19 protein-coding genes are annotated in these 18,060 nt (G+C 61.5%); 9 read left to right on the top strand and 10 right to left on the bottom strand.

What is annotated here, in order from left to right:
* Positions 1-7: 7 nt before the first annotated feature.
* Complete coding sequence (locus WB528_RS20690) at positions 8-1,024, bottom strand: TRAP transporter substrate-binding protein (RefSeq protein WP_423890270.1); 1,017 nt, start codon at positions 1,022-1,024, stop codon at positions 8-10.
* Positions 1,025-1,292: 268 nt separating this feature from the next.
* Here WB528_RS20690 and pobA point away from each other — a divergent pair, with 268 nt between their 5' ends.
* Positions 1,293-2,462 (top strand): 4-hydroxybenzoate 3-monooxygenase, encoded by a 1,170-nt coding sequence (gene pobA / locus WB528_RS20695; RefSeq protein WP_423890271.1) that lies wholly within the window; start codon positions 1,293-1,295, stop codon positions 2,460-2,462.
* 127 nt (positions 2,463-2,589) lie between these two features.
* Entirely contained in the window at positions 2,590-3,015 is a 426-nt protein-coding gene (locus tag WB528_RS20700; protein ID WP_423890272.1) for a PaaI family thioesterase, read from the top strand.
* On the opposite strand, the gene WB528_RS20705 is transcribed toward WB528_RS20700, so the two are convergent.
* Positions 3,012-3,905 (bottom strand): LysR family transcriptional regulator, encoded by an 894-nt coding sequence (locus tag WB528_RS20705; RefSeq protein ID WP_423890273.1) that lies wholly within the window; start codon positions 3,903-3,905, stop codon positions 3,012-3,014. The two genes, WB528_RS20700 and WB528_RS20705, sit on opposite strands and share 4 nt — an antisense overlap.
* A gap of 114 nt (positions 3,906-4,019) precedes the next feature.
* On the opposite strand from WB528_RS20705, the gene WB528_RS20710 reads away from it, so the two are divergent.
* Entirely contained in the window at positions 4,020-4,700 is a 681-nt protein-coding gene (locus WB528_RS20710) for a pyridoxamine 5'-phosphate oxidase family protein (protein ID WP_423890274.1), read from the top strand.
* On the opposite strand, the gene WB528_RS20715 is transcribed toward WB528_RS20710, so the two are convergent.
* On the bottom strand, positions 4,658-5,386 hold the full coding sequence (locus WB528_RS20715; protein ID WP_423890275.1) for a glutathione S-transferase family protein: 729 nt from the start codon (positions 5,384-5,386) through the stop codon (positions 4,658-4,660). The genes WB528_RS20710 and WB528_RS20715 overlap by 43 nt on opposite strands.
* A gap of 339 nt (positions 5,387-5,725) precedes the next feature.
* On the opposite strand from WB528_RS20715, the gene WB528_RS20720 reads away from it, so the two are divergent.
* Together WB528_RS20720 and WB528_RS20725 are read left to right on the top strand one after the other, a co-directional pair.
* Complete coding sequence (locus WB528_RS20720; RefSeq protein ID WP_423890276.1) at positions 5,726-6,424, top strand: helix-turn-helix transcriptional regulator; 699 nt, start codon at positions 5,726-5,728, stop codon at positions 6,422-6,424.
* A 2-nt stretch (positions 6,425-6,426) separates the two neighbouring features.
* Positions 6,427-6,759, top strand: coding sequence for a YkgJ family cysteine cluster protein (locus tag WB528_RS20725; RefSeq protein WP_423890277.1), 333 nt, complete (start codon positions 6,427-6,429; stop codon positions 6,757-6,759).
* 10 nt (positions 6,760-6,769) lie between these two features.
* Here WB528_RS20725 and WB528_RS20730 read toward each other — a convergent pair whose 3' ends face one another.
* Both WB528_RS20730 and WB528_RS20735 read right to left on the bottom strand, forming a co-directional pair.
* The gene (locus WB528_RS20730) at positions 6,770-7,183 is read right to left on the bottom strand and encodes a hypothetical protein (protein WP_423890278.1); all 414 of its coding nucleotides are present in this window, start codon (positions 7,181-7,183) and stop codon (positions 6,770-6,772) included.
* A gap of 122 nt (positions 7,184-7,305) precedes the next feature.
* The gene (locus tag WB528_RS20735; protein ID WP_423890304.1) at positions 7,306-7,659 is read right to left on the bottom strand and encodes a DUF3307 domain-containing protein; all 354 of its coding nucleotides are present in this window, start codon (positions 7,657-7,659) and stop codon (positions 7,306-7,308) included.
* A 446-nt stretch (positions 7,660-8,105) separates the two neighbouring features.
* Here WB528_RS20735 and WB528_RS20740 point away from each other — a divergent pair, with 446 nt between their 5' ends.
* Genes WB528_RS20740 through WB528_RS20750 form a run of 3 tightly spaced genes read left to right on the top strand, consistent with a single transcriptional unit; the run spans position 8,106 to position 11,430 of the window.
* Entirely contained in the window at positions 8,106-9,506 is a 1,401-nt protein-coding gene (locus WB528_RS20740; RefSeq protein WP_423890279.1) for a TAXI family TRAP transporter solute-binding subunit, read from the top strand.
* Between the two features lie 17 nt (positions 9,507-9,523).
* Positions 9,524-10,639: a cyclic nucleotide-gated ion channel gene (locus WB528_RS20745; RefSeq protein ID WP_423890280.1), complete on the top strand. Its 1,116-nt coding sequence runs from the start codon at positions 9,524-9,526 to the stop codon at positions 10,637-10,639.
* Between the two features lie 11 nt (positions 10,640-10,650).
* Positions 10,651-11,430, top strand: coding sequence for an enoyl-CoA hydratase/isomerase family protein (locus WB528_RS20750; protein ID WP_423890281.1), 780 nt, complete (start codon positions 10,651-10,653; stop codon positions 11,428-11,430).
* Between the two features lie 12 nt (positions 11,431-11,442).
* On the opposite strand, the gene WB528_RS20755 is transcribed toward WB528_RS20750, so the two are convergent.
* From WB528_RS20755 to WB528_RS20775, 5 genes are all read right to left on the bottom strand, one after another.
* Entirely contained in the window at positions 11,443-12,162 is a 720-nt protein-coding gene (locus WB528_RS20755; RefSeq protein WP_423890282.1) for a nitroreductase, read from the bottom strand.
* A 3-nt stretch (positions 12,163-12,165) separates the two neighbouring features.
* Complete coding sequence (locus WB528_RS20760; protein WP_423890283.1) at positions 12,166-13,410, bottom strand: acyl-CoA dehydrogenase; 1,245 nt, start codon at positions 13,408-13,410, stop codon at positions 12,166-12,168.
* Positions 13,411-13,487: 77 nt separating this feature from the next.
* Complete coding sequence (locus tag WB528_RS20765) at positions 13,488-14,735, bottom strand: acyl-CoA dehydrogenase (RefSeq protein WP_423890284.1); 1,248 nt, start codon at positions 14,733-14,735, stop codon at positions 13,488-13,490.
* Between the two features lie 40 nt (positions 14,736-14,775).
* Positions 14,776-15,903, bottom strand: a complete 1,128-nt coding sequence (locus WB528_RS20770) for an acyl-CoA dehydrogenase family protein (protein WP_423890285.1) — start codon at positions 15,901-15,903, stop codon at positions 14,776-14,778.
* Positions 15,904-15,937: 34 nt separating this feature from the next.
* Positions 15,938-16,696: an SDR family NAD(P)-dependent oxidoreductase gene (locus WB528_RS20775; RefSeq protein WP_423890286.1), complete on the bottom strand. Its 759-nt coding sequence runs from the start codon at positions 16,694-16,696 to the stop codon at positions 15,938-15,940.
* Positions 16,697-16,853: 157 nt separating this feature from the next.
* Between WB528_RS20775 and WB528_RS20780 the strand changes: the two genes are divergently transcribed.
* Positions 16,854-18,026 carry an acetyl-CoA C-acetyltransferase gene (locus WB528_RS20780; RefSeq protein WP_423890287.1) on the top strand — a complete coding sequence of 391 codons (1,173 nt, stop codon included), beginning with the start codon at positions 16,854-16,856 and terminating at the stop codon, positions 18,024-18,026.
* The last annotated feature ends 34 nt before the right edge of the window (positions 18,027-18,060 follow it).

Here is an 18,060-nt window from a genome sequence, read left to right on the forward strand (position 1 = left end):
AGCGTGATTACGGCGTCAAGGCGTTGTACTTGGCCAATGACGCCCGCAGCTCGGAAAGCGCGGCATCGGGATCGGCGCTGGTCTTGCGGACGTTGTCAGCCCAGGTCTTGACCAGCGGCTCGGCCGCCTTCTTCCACAATACGGTCTGTTCCGGCGTGAGCGAATAGACTTCCTGGCCTGCTTCCGCCTTCACCTTGCCGAGACCTGCGTCTTCGAACTTGCCCCAGGGTTCGCCGATGCGCCCCGCGGCCTCGGTGTTGCAGTTGTCGTCGACCGCCTTCTTCTGCCGGTCCGACATTGCGTTGTATTTGTCCTTGTTCATGACAAGGACAAAGGTGGTGACGTAGAGCGGCGCGTCCATCTGGAATTTCGTCACCTTGTCGATCCCGAACAGCACCAGCGAGCCCCACGGGAAGGTGACGGCGTCCGCCACGCCGCGCTCGATGACGTCGCGGACTTCCGGTGCGGAGGATTGCACGTTGGTGCCGCCGAGCAGCGTGACGAAATTGGCGATCGTCGCGTCCGCCGGGCGGATCTTCATGCCCTTGATGTCGTCAGGGACGACGATTTTCTTGGTGCGGGAATGAAACGAAGAGGGCGCATGGATGAAGGCGAGGCAGAACTTGACGTCCTTCATCTCCTTCCCGGCATATTTGCGATACCAGGCGTCCAGGCCCATCGAGCCGCCCTTGGCATCCGACATCAGGAACGGGAGTTCGCCGGCGCCGATGATCGGGAAACGGCCGGGCTGATAGCCGGGGTTGACGTAGGTGACGTCGGCGATGCCGTCACGCGCCATATCGTAATGGTCGAAGGCCTTGCCAAGCTGCTGCGCCGGATAGACGTGGTATTTGATGGTGCCGCCGGAGGCCTTCTCGACCGCGGCTCCCCAATCCTCCAACGACTTTTGCAGCGGATGCGATGCGGGGACCCAGTGCGATATCTTGAGGTCGAAGGTCTTTTCCTGCGCGAAAGCGGGCGTCGCGCACGCCGCAAGCCACAATGCGAGCAAAGCTCTTTTCATCGTTCACTCCCTTTGGACAAGGCGCTCTTGATCAGCCGCTCTTTTATTTAACATGTTATATATGGTTTCGTTTCGGTTTCAATACGAGCTGCGAGCGAGCGAATATTCCGTGCGATATGCGAACACGAATCGTCCCCAGCCTCTTCGCACGACATCCGATTGAACTGCTGTCCTGTGCTTTTCCAAAAACGTTATATGATATAACTACCAGTGTCTAAAGGCGGCGGCCACAGACGCCGGCTTATACTATCGGGGAGGAGGAACGGAGTTGCGGACCAAAGTCGCGATCATTGGCGCGGGGCCCGCCGGTCTGCTGCTCGGGCAGTTGCTGCACACCTACGGCATCGACAACGTAATCCTGGAGCGTCACACGCCGGATTACGTGTTGGGGCGTATTCGTGCCGGCCTCCTTGAAGAAGGCACCGTCGCGTTGCTCGACGAACTCGGCGCCGGCGAGCGCGCGCACCACGAAGGCCTGGTCCACGAAGGCATCGAACTCGCCTTTGACGGGGAGCGGCACCGCATCGATTTGCATGCCTCTACCGGCAAGACGGTGATGATCTACGGCCAGACCGAAGTGACGCTCGACCTGATGAACGCACGGCGCGCGGCGGGCCTGACCAGCGTTTACGAGGCCGAACACGTCCAGCCGATCGATTTCGACACCGACCATCCCCGCCTCTCCTATGTGAAGGACGGCGTCACGCACGAAATCGATTGCGACTTCATCGCCGGTTGCGACGGCTTTCACGGTGTCAGCCGCGCCAGCGTCAAGCCTGCCGCGATCGAGACTTTTGAGCGCGTGTACCCATTCGGCTGGCTCGGCATTCTCTCCGAAACTCCGCCTGTCAGCCACGAACTGATCTACTCCAACCATGCGCGGGGATTTGCGCTCTGCACCATGCGCTCGACCAGGCGCAGCCGTTATTACGTGCAATGCCCGCTCGACGATCACATCGACCAGTGGCCGGACGACCGCTTCTGGGACGAGCTCAAGAGACGCCTAGATCAGAAGACGGCGGACGAGTTGGTCATCGGCCCTTCCATCGAGAAGAGCATTGCGCCGTTGCGCAGCTTCGTCGCCGAACCGATGCGGTTCGGCCGGATGTTTTTGGCCGGCGACGCCGCCCACATCGTGCCGCCGACCGGCGCCAAGGGGCTCAACCTCGCGGCCTCCGATGCGCACTACCTCGCGTTGGCGTTTCGCGAATACTACGACGAGAAATCCACAAGCGGCATTGACGCCTATTCCGCCAAGGCGCTGTGCCGGGTCTGGAAGGCCGTGCGCTTCTCCTGGTGGATGACGTCAATGTTGCACAAGTTTCCTGACAACGGCGCCTTCGGCGCCCGGATTCAGCTCGCCGAGCTCGACTATGTCGTGAATTCGAAGGCCGCCGCCGCTTCGCTGGCCGAAAATTATGTCGGGCTGCCTTATTAGGTGTCCGCGCTAGGTGTCCGCGAGCGCCGTTTTAAACACCGGCGCAAATTCCGTTTGAAACTTTGTAGGTGGTGATTTTCTTCCCGCACCGGTCTTCAATGGCGGCTCAGCAGAACGCGAGCCACCCATGATGCCGTCCGATATTCCCGAAGGTTTCGAACGCCAAACCCGGCCCAGCCCGCTCACCGATCCCTGGGAGCCGATCTATTCGAAGCAAACGCCTGACGCGATCATCCTCGGACTTCGACTGGCGACGGCGCATACCAACGCACGCGGCTTCGCCCATGGCGGGTTGATTGCCGCGATGGCCGACAAGGCCATGGGCCACAGTTGCGGCCACAAGATGCGCGGCGCTTATTCGCTGGTGACGGTCAGCATGTCGATCGATTTCATCAGCAGCGGCCAGATCGGCCAGTGGCTCGTGGTCGAGAGCGAAGTGATCAAAACCGGCGGCACGCTCTGTTTCGCGCAATGCCGCGTCACCGCCGACGGTGGGTTGATCGCACGCGCCAACGCGACGTTCCGCGTGGTCAAGAAAGACCCGCCACCCTAGCTGAAATGCCAGTCGCTGATTTCGACCACGAGATCGATGAAGGTGCGCACCTTGGCCGACAACAGCCGCGAGGTCGGATAGACGATATGAATCGGCAGCGGCGGCGGGCTGAATTTCGCCAGCACGACTTTGAGCCGGCCGCGCTTGATCGCATCTGCCGCCTGATAGGCCAACACCCGCGTCAGGCCACCGCCGGCTTCCGCATACTGGATTGCGGCGTCGGCGCTATTGGTCGACAGGCGTGGCGCGTAATTCAATCGGATCTCCGTCCCGCTCTCGACAAAACGCCAATCGGCCGAAACTGAGTTCGCGCCGAACTGGATGGTGTCGTGCGCGGCAATGTCTTGAGGCCTTTTGGGCTCGCCGCGGGATTTCAGATATCCGGGCGAGGCCACGACGATCCGGCGCATGTCGCCGACATGGCGGGCCACCAGGGAGGAATCCGCGAGATGGCCGATCCGCACCGCAAGATCGACCCCCTCCTCCACCAGATTGACCATGCGGTCTTCCAGCCTCAATTCCGCGGACACCTCGCGATGACGCTTGAGGTAGGCGTTCATGACTGGACTGACGTGAAGCCGCCCGAAACCGACCGGCGCGGAAATTACGAGCCGTCCGCTCGGGCGGGCACGCTCGCCCTCGGCCGCGACCTCGGCCTCCTCGACATCGGCGAGGATGCGCCTGGCGCGTTCGAGATAGCGCGCGCCAGCATCCGTCAACGTCACCGACCGCGTCGTCCGCTGCAACAGACGCGCGCCGAGACGATTTTCCAGTGCCGCAATCAGCCGCGTCACGCCGGAGGGCGAAAGGCCAAGCTTGCGCGCCGCGGGCGCGAACCCCTTGAGATCCGCAACCGTGACAAAGGCTTGCATGGCATCGAGGCGATCCATGGCATTATTTCATATATTGCAATTATCTGATGTCAATCTCGGCGATTGTTTTAAGGGAGGGATATGATCAGGTAGGTTGAACCGATTGAGGCAGAATGATCCAGGAGACTTCCGATGTCAGACGGCCGCCTTTATTCCAGCGACGTCGCGTTTACCCCGGCCGTGAGGGCGATCCAGTCCCGCAAGGGTTCGCGGATGATGTATGCCCATGTCGAAGACCGCGGCGGCTGGCGCACCGAGGTTGACGAGGGACTGGCCGCGTTTCTGGCGGAAGCCAACAGCTTCTATTTCGCGACCGCCTCGGCGGACGGCCAGCCCTATATCCAGCATCGCGGCGGCCCGAAGGGTTTTATCAAGGTTCTCGACAAGAACACGCTGGCCTTTGCCGATTACAAAGGCAACCAGCAATACATCACGCAAGGCAATCTGTCTGAAAACCCCAAGACCTATATCTTCGTGATGGACTATGCCCATCGCCGCAGGGTGAAGCTGTGGGGCGAGGCGCGCGTGGTCGAGGACGATGATGCGCTGCTGCAATCGTTGATGCCGAAAGGCTATAAGGCGCGCCCTGAGCAGGCGATCCTGTTTCGGATTGAAGCGTGGGACACCAATTGCCCGCAGCACATTCCGCAAAAGTTCGACGCTGCCGACGTGGCGGCGGCACTCGCCTCGCGCGACGCGCGCATCGTTGAGCTTGAGGCCGAGTTGGCTGCCTTGAAGGGGGAGCCTGCGCCGAAGAGCCTTGTCGAAACTCAGGCCGCCTCCAGCAGCGGCGTCCAGGCGAACTCCGGATAATATCGTCCCATCATGCGGTCGACATAGGCGACGAGATTGCCGAACTGCTGGGCTCGTTCGCGCAAAGGCGAAGCAAAGAACGGCGTCAGAATTCCGGCCACTACGCTGAACGCTGTGGCGTCCGCGCCGCAAGGCGTATCGCCCATCAGATAACGCTTGTCGCCAAGCTGGACCGACAGCGAAAGCAGCGAGCGGACCGCAAGATCGACATCCTCGTCCGGCGCATGCCGGCCAAGACCACTGATGAGATAATTTTCCGCGACACGAAACTGCGCGTCCTCGCGAAGTTTTTCGCGCATATGCGCCGGCGCGCTATCGAAGAAGTGCGCCGGTCCCTTGGCGAAATTCTCAGGATTCACCCAGCGCGCGCCGACCAGCGCCCAGTACATATGATGTTCGATCATGCGTTCGAACGCCCAGGCTTGCGCGCGCTGCTGCAAACTCAAAGGCGCGTCGAAATCGAAGCCGTACTTGCCCTCGATGTGCGCGCGAATGAAGGTGGAATCGGCAATCGCCTCGGCATCGTCCTCGATGTAAGGCAATTGTCCCTTGGGCGACGCGGTCGGCCTCGCTTTTTCCTTGCCGTAGGCAAGGCCCGCCATCCTGAGCTGAACTTCCGTCTTGGTCACGAACGGACTGATCTCCGGCAGGCCGAAACCGGGGCCAAAGCCAAAAAGCGTGATCAATGAAGCACTCCCTTTTCCCTGAGAACGCGCTTCAGATTAGCCATCCCCTGCTGCCACCGTGGTGTCAGCAGTGGCGAGATCGTGGTCCATAGGTCGAGGCCGTAAAGTATGATCATGGGACAAACCCCTCTCGATTCGAGTGTTGTCACCGTTATACTTGCCACCTGCTGCCAACATGGTGTCAGCATCGAATGTCGGGTTCTGAGATTCGTATCCCATCGCTACGGGTTCCAGTGCGGTTTCGGATTTGGCATTCGCTTGGAGAATTCGCGGCAATATCGAAGCGAATATCAAATCCACCGCATCAGCGGCGCCGTTCGAAAAAGATTGAGACCTCTCATGCGACGTGCCGATCGTCTTTTCCAGATCATTCAGGTGCTCCGGCGCACCCGCAAACCCCTGACCGCTGACGCCATCGCGGCCGAGCTGGAGACGTCGAAACGCACGATCTATCGCGATATCGCAACGCTCATGGAGCAGCGCGTGCCGATCCGTGGCGAGGCGGGCATGGGTTATATTCTCGAGAAGGGCTTTGACCTGCCGCCCCTGATGCTGACGCCCGACGAGATCGAGGCTGCGGTTTTGGGCGCACAGTGGGTCGCGAGCCACGCCGACGAAGCGCTGTCGCGTGCTGCCGCCGACCTGATCGCCAAGATCGCGGAAACCGTGCCGGAGCGGCTACGCCCGTTCGTGCTTGAACCGGCAAGCCGTGCACGCCCGAGCTGGCGCAAGGAGCCCGACCGCATCGACATGGTGAAGACGCGCACGCAGATTCACGAGGGACGGAAGATCACGCTGCGCTATCGGGACGAGCAGGGGCGCGACAGCGAGCGCACCGTCTGGCCGATCGCGATCGGCTATCTGGAGGCGGTGCGGCTGCTCGCCGCATGGTGCGAATTGCGCCGCGACTTTCGCAGCTTCCGCACCGACCGCGTCATCGATGCTGTCTATCTGGATGAGAAATACCCCGAGCGGCGCGATCTGCTTCGCGCAAAATGGCGAAGGAGCCTGGTCTGGGAAGCGCCGAGCGATATCTAGCCATGGAAACTCACCAGCCGCCTTCCGGATCCGAGAGCCCGTGCCAGTCCTGCGGCGCCTGCTGTGCCTATTCGCGAAGCTGGCCGCGTTTTTCGACCGAGGACGATGCCGCGCTCGATCTCATCCCCGCAAAATTCGTCAACGAGAAACAATCCGGCATGCGTTGCGATGGCGACCGCTGTTCAGCGCTGACGGGACAGGTCGGCGTGGAAACCTCGTGCAAGATCTATGCGGTGCGGCCCGAGGTGTGCCGCACCTGTATGCCGGGTGACGCCGAATGCGGTATGGCCCGGCGAAAATGGGGTTTGCTGCCTCTGGAAGACGCTGGAAGCTAACGGAAACGATCTACGCGGTGATCGCCCTGGCGAAGTCCGCGAAATCCTCGTCGTCGGGTTCGTCCTCCATCGGCGTCACCGCCGAGAGCGGCTTGGTCGACAACGTGATCGGCTTGCGGTTGCCGTAAGCCGATGACGGCGTGGTTCGCGCTGCCGGTTCGCGGGACAGTCCGTAAAGTGTCGAGCCAACGCGGCCGCCGACCTGAACCAATTCCTGTTCGCTGCAACTTGCCGCAATCGTCAGCGCCAGCGAATAAAGATGGCTGCGGCGATAGCAGAATAGCGCCAGCATCGCCCGGACATCGGGCGAGACACTGTCCACCAACTGCCGAAGGCCGTGTTCGCTCGCGCGATACATTTCGCCAAGCAATTCGTCCCGGACCGGGCAAAAGTCGTTCTCGAAAGCGTCGCGACTTGAAAACATTTGCATATCCCCTGACGCCGAGGATGCAATGCGACTCTCTAACGAAAGGTTAACCACCGCCACCGGTAGTGTTACGGACGGCTTGATTGAAGGTCGGAAGTCAGGGCCGCCGCTGATTCGAATCAGTTCGCGGCCATGAAGATGGACAGGCCGAAGTCGGTCAGATGATGCAGCGCCTGGTCGACGCCGATCAGCGTCCAGAACCAGGGATGCTGGTTTTCCTGGGTCACGCCCAGCCTCGAGGCAACCAGGCCCTTGCAGCGATCAACCGTGATGTGAACGGCAAAATCGATCAGCGCCACGAACCAGAACCGCGGAGCCACGGCCAGGATCACGGCAAGCATGACCGCGAAGTGCACGCCGCAATGGGCGAGCAGCGGCAGAAACCAACCGGTTCTCTGATCCTTGCCGATCGCCATCCAGGACGTTTGCAGTACAAAGTCCGCGATGACGTGCTTGACGGTCAGCAACACCATCCATCCGATCAGCGCACCTACCGGAACCGACGCGGACATGGGAGGAAACGACAAGCGGAAGCCCTCGGACGTGAATGATGCGGGTGGTTTTTCTAGAGGCTTCGACGCGCTTTCTTCTTGCACCCCGACACTTCAGGTCCGGGTTCCCCATTTTATGACATCTCCCGGTTTGGAATGCACCACTGCCATCTTCGAAAAACACAGGGTGTGGCCGAAGGGTAAATGCGGGCAATTGGCCCAGGCCTTGCCCCCGGGGGTGCGGAGGAAGGACTGATCGGCCCAGGGGTAAGGTTACCTTTAGGGGCTGGTTTGCAATCCTTGGCCCAGCGGATATCATCCGAGCTTATAAAATTATCGTTCTTTTTTAGGCATTTAGGACGCAGTTCGGGCGGTTTTCGGCGCAATTAACGTGGCGCCGCCGCCCTTAGAAGTTGCGGATAAGGGCCATGAGCGCTGAAGTCCCAACGCCACCATCCGGCACACGGCGCTCGCGCCCGTCATTTCTCAACAGCAACCGCAGGCAAGTGATCCTGTTTGCGGTGCTGACGCTGCTGCTGACGGGTGCAACCGTATGGGGCAGCCGCATCTGGCTCAGGAATTCCGAAACGCTGACCTTTGCCGTCGGTGAGGCCAACGGACCGCAAGCCCGTTTCGCCACCAAGCTTGCCGCCATGCTCAGGGCTACCTCCTCGCGGCTTCGGCTCAAGATCATTCCCAACGCCGACAACACCAGGGCGCTTGCCCAGTTCGACCGGAAATTGGCCGACCTCGCCGTGCTGCGAACCGATGCAAAGATCCCGCCACGCGCCCGCTCGATCGCGATCCTGGAACACGATGTATTGATGCTGATCAGCCCCGGCGACAAGAAGATCAAATCGCTCGCCGAGTTGAAGAAAAAGAAAATCGCGCTGCTGACGAGTTCCACCAATAATCTCACCTTTGCCCGCAAGGTTCTCGAAATTCCCGAAGGGTCGGACACCAGTGCGCGCCTGCAACTGGCCCCCGCTAATTCGACGCTCGACAAGTTGTTTACCTCCGGCGGTTATGGCTCCGTCATCGTGATTGACCATGCCTCCGCGATCGTCAGGGACAAGGGCTTCGAACAATCCGCCAGACGAGCGCCATTCACGGTGAACGCCATCGACGAATCGACTGCGTTGACCCGGCGCTATCCCGGCATTTCGGAGGAAACGCTAGCCACCGGCCTGTTGTCCTCGACGCCGCAAATTCCCGATGACGACCTGGATACGGTGGGATTGCACTGGCTGCTGGTGGGGCAGGCCGCGATTGCCGCGAACACCGCAGGCGAGTTAGCGCGTACGATCTATGAGAACAAGGCGGAGCTTGCGCTCGACGACGGCTTCGCCTCCAAGATCGAGCCGGCCGATGTCGACAAGAGCGCCTTTGTCGCGGCGCATCAGGGCGTCGCCGAATATATCAATGACACGTCCAAATCCTTCCTGGAGCGCTATAGTGACTTGCTATACTTGGCCGTGGCCGCGCTCAGCGTCATCGGATCGATCTTTGTCGGGCTCTACACCAAGGTCACCCGGGTCGCACCGGAAAAGGCCAGCGAACTCGCAACCGCGATCCTCGATATTGGCGAGCGGATCGCCAATGCCCAGACGATGGAGGCGCTGGAAGGCTTGCAGGACGAACTCGAAGGGGTGCTTCGCGGCGCGGTGATTGGCCTGCGCGACGGCACCATTTCCAGCGACGGGCTGGACACGTTCAAGCTCGGATATGAATTCGTGCGCGACGAAATCGGCATGCGGCGCGAGAGCCTGAAGCGGCAGGGCGGCCACGAAGACAATGTGGTGGTCGTCAAGACCGCACAAAGCGCCTGAGAGGCGACCGGCGCGCTATGTCCAAGTCCTCCGACGTTTCAGCCTTCCAGCAGTTTGCAACCGCCACGGCCACCGGCCGCAATATGACCAAGGCCGCCTACCTTGCGGTCACCTGCGGCGTTGTGGCGATCGTGCTGCTGACAGTCGATCCGGCCTATGCCGCCTTGCACCATGTCATCGATGCGCTGCTGTGGGCCTGTCTCGCCTATTTTGTGTTCGAATGGGTGGTCCGACTGCGTCACGCTTTTCGTATCGACCGCCGATGGGCCTACACGTCCTCCTTACGCGGCATCGTGGACGCGGCTTCCGCGCTCGCGGTCCCTATTGCACTGGCCGCAGGCGTAACACCCAAATCCGCCTGGCTGCTTGGCATGTTCTGGGTGCTGAAAGTCGTGCCGGGGATTCGGGGCTTGCGGCAATTGCGCCGGGTGCTGGTGGTGGAATCCGGACCGCTGTTGAGCGTGCTCGTGATTTTCCTGATGGTCCTCTTTATGGCCTCTGTGGCGGAATTCTTCCTCGAGCGCGATATTCAGCCGGCGAGCTTCGGCAGCATACCGGCGGCTTTATGGTGGGCGGTAGCGACACTGACCACGACCGGCTACGGCGATGTGGTGCCGATCACCCCGCTGGGACGGATCATCGCCGCCGCCGTCATGATCTGCGGGCTTGGCGTGTTCGGATTGTGGGCCGGTATTCTCGCCACGGGCTTTGCCGCAGAAACCCGTCGTGACAATTTCCTGCGGACCTGGGAGCACGTGAGCAAGGTGCCGTTCTTCGCTTCGCTCGGACCCGCGGCAATCGCCGACGTCACCCAGATACTGCGCACGATTGATCTTCCGCCGCGCACCACCATCATCCGCAAGGACCAGATCGGCGACTGCATGTACTTCATTGCCAGCGGCGAAGTCGAGGTCGATTTGCCGGGCAAGAAAGTCGCGCTTGGCGAAGGCGCTTTTTTCGGCGAAATGGCGCTACTCGGCAACAACCTGCGCTCGGCCAACATCACGACGACACGGGTATCGCAGCTTCTGGTGCTGGATCTCGTCGACTTTCGCGTGCTGATGGCTCGCCACCCCGACCTGGCCGAGACGATCGATGCCGAAGCCCAGCGGCGCGCGCTGGAGAATAAATAGCGGAGAAAACAATGTCGGAAACCGACGCAAGCCCGCCGGTACTCGAACGGCACGGCGCACGCGCCACCATTCGCCTCAATCGCCCAAAACATCTCAACCGCTTGCAGGCCGACGATCTGGACGTGTTGTTGGGCCAGTTCGCGGAAATCGAGGCCGACGCCGCCGTTCGCGTTCTGGTGCTTACCGGGACCGGCCGCGCTTTCAGCGCCGGCTACGATCTCAATTCGGTCGCCGAACGCGCGACCAGCGCGGTGGAACAGCGAAGCGCCGGATCCGCTTTCGAGGCTGTGGTCAACCGGCTCGAGGATCTCGGCATTCCCACCATCTGCCGGCTTAATGGCGGGGTCTATGGCGGCTCGACCGACCTTGCGCTCGCCTGCGATTTCCGCATCGGCGTCGACAGCTGCGAAATGTTCATGCCGGCGGCGCGGCTTGGTCTGCACTACTACAAGAGCGGTATCGCGCGCTACGTGACGCGGCTCGGGCTCGACAATGCCAAGCGGCTGTTTCTGACATCCGAGAAAATCGGCGCCATGGAAATGTTGCGGATCGGCTATCTGACGTCAGCGGTTCCTGCCGAAGCCCTGGACGAGGAGGTCGACCGGCTGGCAACCGTTCTTGCCGGCAACGCACCGATTGCCATGCGCGGCATGAAGCAGACCATCCACGAGATCGCGCGCGGCAAACTCGATGAAGAGGGGGCCGACCGCCGGCACCGCGACAGCATGCGCAGCGACGAAATCAAGGAAGGCATCAAGGCCTTCTCCGAGAAACGCCCGCCGAGGTTTTAAGCCGAGGCTCATCTATCCATCAACAAAGACCGCCGCATCGGACACGCTTGCTCGTGAGGTGCGGTAGCCATTGATACGGTGATCACGGTCCGCGTAGCCGAAAGATATCCCGCACACCACGCGCCGGTCGTCGCCGAGCTTGAAATGCCGCCGGATCAGGCCGGACTGGTGAGCGAGCGCGGCCTGCGGAATGGTGCCAAGGCCGAGCGCCTGCGCCGCCAGCATGAAATTGCTGACATAGGCGCCGCAATCGATCGCGCCGTAGACACCGAGCGCCTCGTCCGTATGAATAATGGCGACATGCGGCGCGCCAAAGAAATTGAAATTCTCCAGCGCCTGCTTGGCGTAGGCCGCCCTGTCGCCACGTGGAATGCCGAGTGCATTGTAGAGCTGAAAGCCGCTTTCGCGCCGGCGTTCCAAATAGACGCCGCGATATTCCCTTGGAAATGGAAAATCGCCATCATCTTTGCCCGAAGTTGCTGCCGCATAGATCTCCTCGCGGAATTTTTCGCGTGCCTCGCCGCTTACAATCACGACCTGCCACGGCTGGCTGTTGCACCAAGACGCGGTGCGCTGCGCCACCTTGAGGATTCGCTCGATGAGCGAACGCGGCACGGAATCGGGCTTGAAAGCCCGGCAGGAAAAGCGCTCGTCAAGCAACTCCTCCAGAATGCCGATGCGCTCCTCGGTGCTGTGTCGGCTTCCGGATGAATCGCTCGCGGTCGTTGGCATATCTTATCGTCCCTTGGTCGGGATTTGGTTGAACGGCACATCCTTGTCGACGCGGATGTCGCCGGGCAGACCCAGCACGCGCTCGGCGATGATGTTGCGCAGGATTTCGTCGGTACCGCCGGCAATCCGGATCGATGGCGACGACAGCAGCATGGCCTGAAACTGGCCGGCAGCTTCCGCGGTCGCCGGATCGTTCAGCACGCCGCTGGCGCCTTGCAGGTCCATCGCGTAGGTCGCGATATCCTGAAGCATCGCGCCTGACACCAGCTTGCCGATCGAGTTTTCCGGGCCCGGCCGCTCGCCTCTGGACAACGCCGAGATGGTTCGCATGCTGGTATATTTAAGACCGCTGTTTTTGACCGCCCATGATGCAAGCTTCGAACGCGTGGCGCGATCGTCGATCGCAAGTCCATCTTCGGTCATCAGGTTGCAGCAAAAGTCGAACAGCTCGTTGAAGCCGGTAGCAAGCCGAGAGCCGATCGACATGCGTTCGTTCATCAACGTGGTCAGCGACACGCTCCAGCCGTCGCCGATCGCGCCCAACCGCTGCGAGTCGGGTACGCGCAAATTGGTGAAAAACACTTCGTTGAATTCCTGCATGCCGTTGGCCTGCTTGATCGGCCTGACCTCGACGCCCGGGCTCTTCATGTCGATGAAGAACATCGTCAGGCCCTTGTGCTTGGGCACGGTCGGATCGGTGCGGGTGATGAGCAGACCGTAGTCGGCATAGTGCGCCCCCGAGGTCCAGATTTTCTGGCCATTGATGATCCAGTGATCGCCATCGCGTTCGGCGCGGGTGCGCAGGCCCGCCACGTCGGAGCCGCCTGCGGGCTCGGAGAACAACTGGCACCAGATTTCCTCGCCCGAGGCGATCTTCGGCAGATAGCGCCGCTTGTCGGCTTCACTGCCGAAAGCCATCAGCGTCGGCCCGCACATGCCCTCGCCGATCTGGAACGGGCTTGTAAGCTTGAAGTAAATCCCTTCTTCCTGCTGCCAGATCACGCGCTCGACGGGTGAAGCGCCGCGGCCGCCATATTCCTTGGGCCAGTGCAGACACACCCATCCGCTGTCAGACTTCTTCTTCTGCCAGGCCTTGGCGACCTCGACGATGTCGTGCTTTTGCAGCCTGATCCGCCCCAACGAAGCCTTCGCAAGCTCTGCCTCGAATTCGCGGGGCGCATTGGCATCGACCCACGCCTTCGCCTCGGCGCGGAAGGCGGCTTCTTGCGGAGTGTCATCGAAATTCATCGGAGCAATCTCCTTGCGTGGGCCTCACTTCGCCTCTCCTTTCGAAAGCAAGACAGCTGGAAAAGAGGCCTTCGCGATCAGTTTCTACCCTTTGTCGGGATCTGGCTGAACGGCACATCCTTGTCGACACGGATATCGCCGGGCAAACCGAGCACGCGCTCGGCGATGATGTTGCGCATGATCTCGTCGGTGCCGCCTTCGATGCGGGTTCCGGGCGCTCGCAGCAGCATCGCCTGGAACTTGCCGGCCACTTCCGCTTCCTCGGGGCCGGAGAACACGCCGGCCGCGCCCTGCAAATCCATTGCATAGGCCGAGATGTCCTGGATCATCGATCCCGCGACCAGCTTGCCGATCGAATTTTCCGGTCCTGGACGCTCGCCTTTCGACAGGGCGGAGATCGCACGCATGTTGGTATATCTAAGCCCGCTGGCGCGCACCGCCCAATGAGCGAGCTTCGAGCGGACGCTCGCATCATCGATCGCCGGCCCATCTTCCAGCATCAGGTTGCTGCAAAATTCGAACAGCTCGGGGAAGCCGGTCGCAATCCCCGCGCCGATCGACATGCGTTCGTTCATCAGCGTGGTCAGCGAGACGTTCCAGCCGTCGTTGACGGCGCCGAGCCGCTGGGAATCGGGAATCTTCACATCGGTGAAATAGACTTCGTTGAAGTCGGAGTTGCCGTTGGCCTGCTTGATCGGCCTGATTTCAATGCCCGGGCTTTTCATGCTCAGGAAGAACATGGTGAGCCCCTTGTGCTTGGGCACGGTGGGGTCGGTGCGCGTCAGCAGGATTCCATAGTCGGAATAATGCGCCCCCGAGGTCCAGATTTTCTGGCCGTTGATGATCCAGTCGTCGCCACGCTTCTCCGCGCGCGTGCGCAAGCCCGCAACGTCGGAGCCGCCGGCGGGTTCTGAAAACAACTGGCACCAGATATCCTCGCCTGACGCGAGGGGCGGCAAATAGCGACGCTTATGCTCCTCGCCCGCATAAGCCATCATGGTTGGACCGCACATGCCGTGGCCGATGATGAAGGTGAAGGAGAGCTTGCCGAAGGCGCCTTCTTCCTGTTGCCAGATCACGCGCTCGATCGGGGACGCGCCGCGGCCGCCATATTCCTTCGGCCAGTGCAGGCAGGCCCAGCCGGCATCAGCCTTCTTCTTCTGCCACGCCTTCGCGACATCGAGAACATTGGCGCCCTTGAGGGCGGTGCGGCCGAGCGAGGACCTTTTCAATTCCTCCTCATATTGCTTCGGCGCGTTCGCGGCGATCCAGGCTTTCGCCTCGGCCCTAAAGGCAGCCTCTTGCGGGGTGTCATCGAAATTCATGCGCAATTTCCCGTTGTCATCGTCGAAACGCCGGCCTGCATCAGGCCGCATTCCTTTTCCGCATCCGGTCGATCAGAGCATCTTCCCAATACGACATCGAGCCGAGCGACAGCGCCGTCGCATTCGCGCGCCGGTAATAGAGATGGCAGTCGAACTCCCAGGTGAACCCCATGCCGCCATGGACCTGGATGTTGTTCTTGGCGCAATGCTGAAACGCCTGGGTCGCGCTGATCCGCGCTGCCGCAGCGGCCTCCGGCAATTCGCCGGCATTGGTCGAGAGCGCCCAGGCGCCGTAATAGCAGTTGGAGCGCGCCAGCGTCGCCGAAACATACATGTCGGCCAGCATGTGCTTGATCGCCTGAAACGACCCGATCGGCCGGCCGAAGGCGATGCGGTCGAGCGCATAATCGCGGCCCATTTCGAGCGCGCGGTCGGCGCCGCCGACCTGTTCGAAGGCGAGCAGCACCGCGGCCCGATCGAGCACCTGCGAGACAATGCTCCAGCCTTCGCCGCTGGCGCCCAGCGGCTCCGCCTTGCAATTTTTGAAAATAACCTCCGCCTGGTTGCGCGACGGATCGACGTTGGCGAGCGCCTTGGCTTCGACCCCTTCGGCCTTCATATCCACCAGAAACAGCGAGATGTCGGTCTCGCGGCCGGTCGAGCCGGTGCGCGCGGCCACGATCGCAAAATCCGCAATCGCGCCGTCGGCGACCGGCTTCTTCACGCCATCGAGCTTGCCGCCGGACGCCGCGAGCTTGATCGCCTGCGGCGATGGATTACCCTTGCCTTCGAACAGAGCGAGCGTCCCGATGGCATCGCCGGAGGCGATCACCGGGAGCCATTTTTGCTTCTGCGCCTCGCTTCCAGCAGCAAGCAACGCTTCGGCGGCGAGATAGACGGTTGAGGAAAACGGCACCGGCGCGAGCGCGCGGCCCATCTCCTCGGCGATCACACAAAGCTCCAGTTGGCCGGCGCCGGAGCCGCCATAGGCCTCCGGAATCGCGACGCCGAGAAAGCCCATCTCGGCGAGGCCTTTCCACAGATCGCGGTCATAGGGCGCCTTGCCGTCGATGACGGCGCGCACCGCCTTGGGCGGACACTTCTCCACAAGAAATTTCCGCGCGGTGTCGCGCAACTGTTTTTGTTCGTCGGAAAAATCGAAATTCATGCCGCTACTCTCCAGTGCAAGGCGGATTGTCTCGTCATCGCGGCGCCATGCGGATCGCGCCGTCGAGACGGATGGTTTCTCCGTTGAGCATCGCGTTCTCGACGATGTGGACCACGAGGTTGCCGTATTCGGCGGCATCGCCCAGGCGCGCGGGATGCGGCACCTGCGCACCAAGGCTTTGGCGGGCTTCCTCGCTCAATCCCATCAATAGCGGGGTGAAGAAAAGACCTGGCGCAATGGTATTGACGCGAATCTTGTGCTGGGCGAGATCGCGCGCGGCAGGCAGCGTGAGGCCGACCACGCCGCCTTTGGAGGCCGAATAGGCGATCTGGCCGATCTGCCCCTCATAGGCCGCGACGCTCGCGGTATTGATGATGACGCCGCGCTCTTCGCCCACCGGCTGCTCGGTCAACAGCCGTTCGGCGAACAGCCGCAGCACATTGAAGGTGCCGACCAGATTGACATTGATGATGCGCGCGAACTTGGCGAGCGGATAGACGCCGTCCTTGCCGACGATACGCTGCGATCCGCCGATCCCGGCGCAATTCACCAGCACACGCGCAATGCCGTGGACGCTCTCACCTTTCGCGATGGCGGCCTTGACCTGCTCCTCGTCGGTCACGTCGGCCGGGACCGCGATACCTTTCACCTCGGCCGCAACCTTCTCGGCATTCTCCCTGCTTTGATCCAGCACGGCGATTTTGGCACCTTTGGCCGCCATGGCGCGCGCGGTCGCAGCTCCAAGGCCGGAACCGCCGCCGGTGATCAGGACCGCAACGTCTTTTAATTGCATGGTGGCGTCTCTCCTGCATTTCTTCGCTCTTGCATGCACGCTAACCCCATGGCGCGGGCCGCCTCAAGCCTTAATTGATTGACTAAATCCGGCCGCGCTATTCTAATTCGTGCAACCATCCAAAAATTCCGCCCAACAAAATTAGGGGAGAACGCCCATGGCCGAGGCCTATATCGTCGCTGCCGCACGCACTGCCGGTGGCCGCAAGGGAGGTCGCCTTGCGGGCTGGCATCCAGCCGATCTCGCGGCCTCCGTACTCAATGCACTTGTGGAACGCTCCGGCGCCGCACCGGACCAGATCGAAGACGTGATCATGGGTTGCGTCATGCAAGTCGGCGAGCAATCGAACAATATCGCGCGCAACGCCATCATGGCGTCCAGGCTGCCGGAGAGCGTGCCTGGCACCTCGATCGACCGGCAATGCGGTTCCTCGCAACAAGCGCTGCACTTTGCCGCCCAAGCCGTGATGTCCGGCAGCATGGACGTCGTGATCGCGGCCGGCGTCGAGGCGATGACGCGGGTGCCGATGGGGCTTGCCTCGCAACTGCCGGCAAAAAACGGATTCGGCCATTACAAGAGCCCGAATATCGAACAGCGTTACCCGAACATCGTGTTCAGCCAGTTCACCGGCGCGGAAATGATGGCCGAGAAATACGGCCTCTCCAAGAACGATCTGGACGAATATTCCTACAACAGCCACCAGCGCGCGATCGCGGCGACGCAAGCGGGCCGCTTCAAGGACGAAATCGTGCCGCTGCCGATCACGCGCGCCGACGGCTCAAAGGATGTTCACGCGATCGATGAAGGAATTCGTTTCGACGTCAGCCTGGACGGCATCAGGAACGTCAAACTGATCGCGGAGAACGGGAAGCTGACCGCCGCTTCCGCCAGCCAGATCTGCGACGGCGCCTCCGGCGTGATGGTCGTCAATGAAAAAGGCTTGAAGTCGCTCGGCGTCACGCCGATGGCGCGGGTGCACCACATGACCATGATGGGCGGAGATCCCGTGATCATGCTGGACGCACCGCTGCATGCGACGGAACGGGCGCTGAAAAAGGCCGGCATGAAGGTCGACGACATCGACCTGTTCGAAGTGAACGAGGCCTTTGCGTCGGTGCCAACCGCGTGGCTCAAGACTACCGGCGCCGACCCCGAGAGGCTCAACGTCCACGGCGGCGCCATCGCGCTCGGCCATCCGCTCGGCGGCTCCGGCACCAAGCTGATGACGACGCTGGTCAACGCGCTCAAACAGCGCAACAAGCGCTATGGCCTGCAGACCATGTGCGAAGGCGGCGGCATGGCCAACGTGACCATCGTCGAGCGATTGTGACGTGCAAGCAGGGTCGTCGTCGTCCCGGCCAAGT

Origin of the sequence: Bradyrhizobium sp. (assembly GCF_049586575.1) — a bacterium.
Lineage (GTDB): Bacteria > Pseudomonadota > Alphaproteobacteria > Rhizobiales > Xanthobacteraceae > Bradyrhizobium.

What these genes read in the sequence shown, in the direction of transcription:
- WB528_RS20740 (WP_423890279.1), top strand. Translation starts at nt 8,106, where the DNA reads ATGAGCGCTGAAGTCCCAACGCCACCATCCGGCACACGGCGCTCGCGC.
- WB528_RS20735 (WP_423890304.1), bottom strand. Translation starts at nt 7,659, where the DNA reads ATGGTGTTGCTGACCGTCAAGCACGTCATCGCGGACTTTGTACTGCAA.
- WB528_RS20710 (WP_423890274.1), top strand. Translation starts at nt 4,020, where the DNA reads ATGTCAGACGGCCGCCTTTATTCCAGCGACGTCGCGTTTACCCCGGCC.
- WB528_RS20765 (WP_423890284.1), bottom strand. Translation starts at nt 14,735, where the DNA reads ATGAATTTCGATGACACCCCGCAAGAGGCTGCCTTTAGGGCCGAGGCG.
- WB528_RS20745 (WP_423890280.1), top strand. Translation starts at nt 9,524, where the DNA reads ATGTCCAAGTCCTCCGACGTTTCAGCCTTCCAGCAGTTTGCAACCGCC.
- WB528_RS20750 (WP_423890281.1), top strand. Translation starts at nt 10,651, where the DNA reads ATGTCGGAAACCGACGCAAGCCCGCCGGTACTCGAACGGCACGGCGCA.
- WB528_RS20720 (WP_423890276.1), top strand. Translation starts at nt 5,726, where the DNA reads ATGCGACGTGCCGATCGTCTTTTCCAGATCATTCAGGTGCTCCGGCGC.
- WB528_RS20780 (WP_423890287.1), top strand. Translation starts at nt 16,854, where the DNA reads ATGGCCGAGGCCTATATCGTCGCTGCCGCACGCACTGCCGGTGGCCGC.
- WB528_RS20730 (WP_423890278.1), bottom strand. Translation starts at nt 7,183, where the DNA reads ATGTTTTCAAGTCGCGACGCTTTCGAGAACGACTTTTGCCCGGTCCGG.
- WB528_RS20775 (WP_423890286.1), bottom strand. Translation starts at nt 16,696, where the DNA reads ATGCAATTAAAAGACGTTGCGGTCCTGATCACCGGCGGCGGTTCCGGC.
- WB528_RS20705 (WP_423890273.1), bottom strand. Translation starts at nt 3,905, where the DNA reads ATGGATCGCCTCGATGCCATGCAAGCCTTTGTCACGGTTGCGGATCTC.
- WB528_RS20725 (WP_423890277.1), top strand. Translation starts at nt 6,427, where the DNA reads ATGGAAACTCACCAGCCGCCTTCCGGATCCGAGAGCCCGTGCCAGTCC.
- WB528_RS20690 (WP_423890270.1), bottom strand. Translation starts at nt 1,024, where the DNA reads ATGAAAAGAGCTTTGCTCGCATTGTGGCTTGCGGCGTGCGCGACGCCC.
- WB528_RS20770 (WP_423890285.1), bottom strand. Translation starts at nt 15,903, where the DNA reads ATGAATTTCGATTTTTCCGACGAACAAAAACAGTTGCGCGACACCGCG.
- WB528_RS20760 (WP_423890283.1), bottom strand. Translation starts at nt 13,410, where the DNA reads ATGAATTTCGATGACACTCCGCAAGAAGCCGCCTTCCGCGCCGAGGCG.
- WB528_RS20755 (WP_423890282.1), bottom strand. Translation starts at nt 12,162, where the DNA reads ATGCCAACGACCGCGAGCGATTCATCCGGAAGCCGACACAGCACCGAG.
- WB528_RS20700 (WP_423890272.1), top strand. Translation starts at nt 2,590, where the DNA reads ATGATGCCGTCCGATATTCCCGAAGGTTTCGAACGCCAAACCCGGCCC.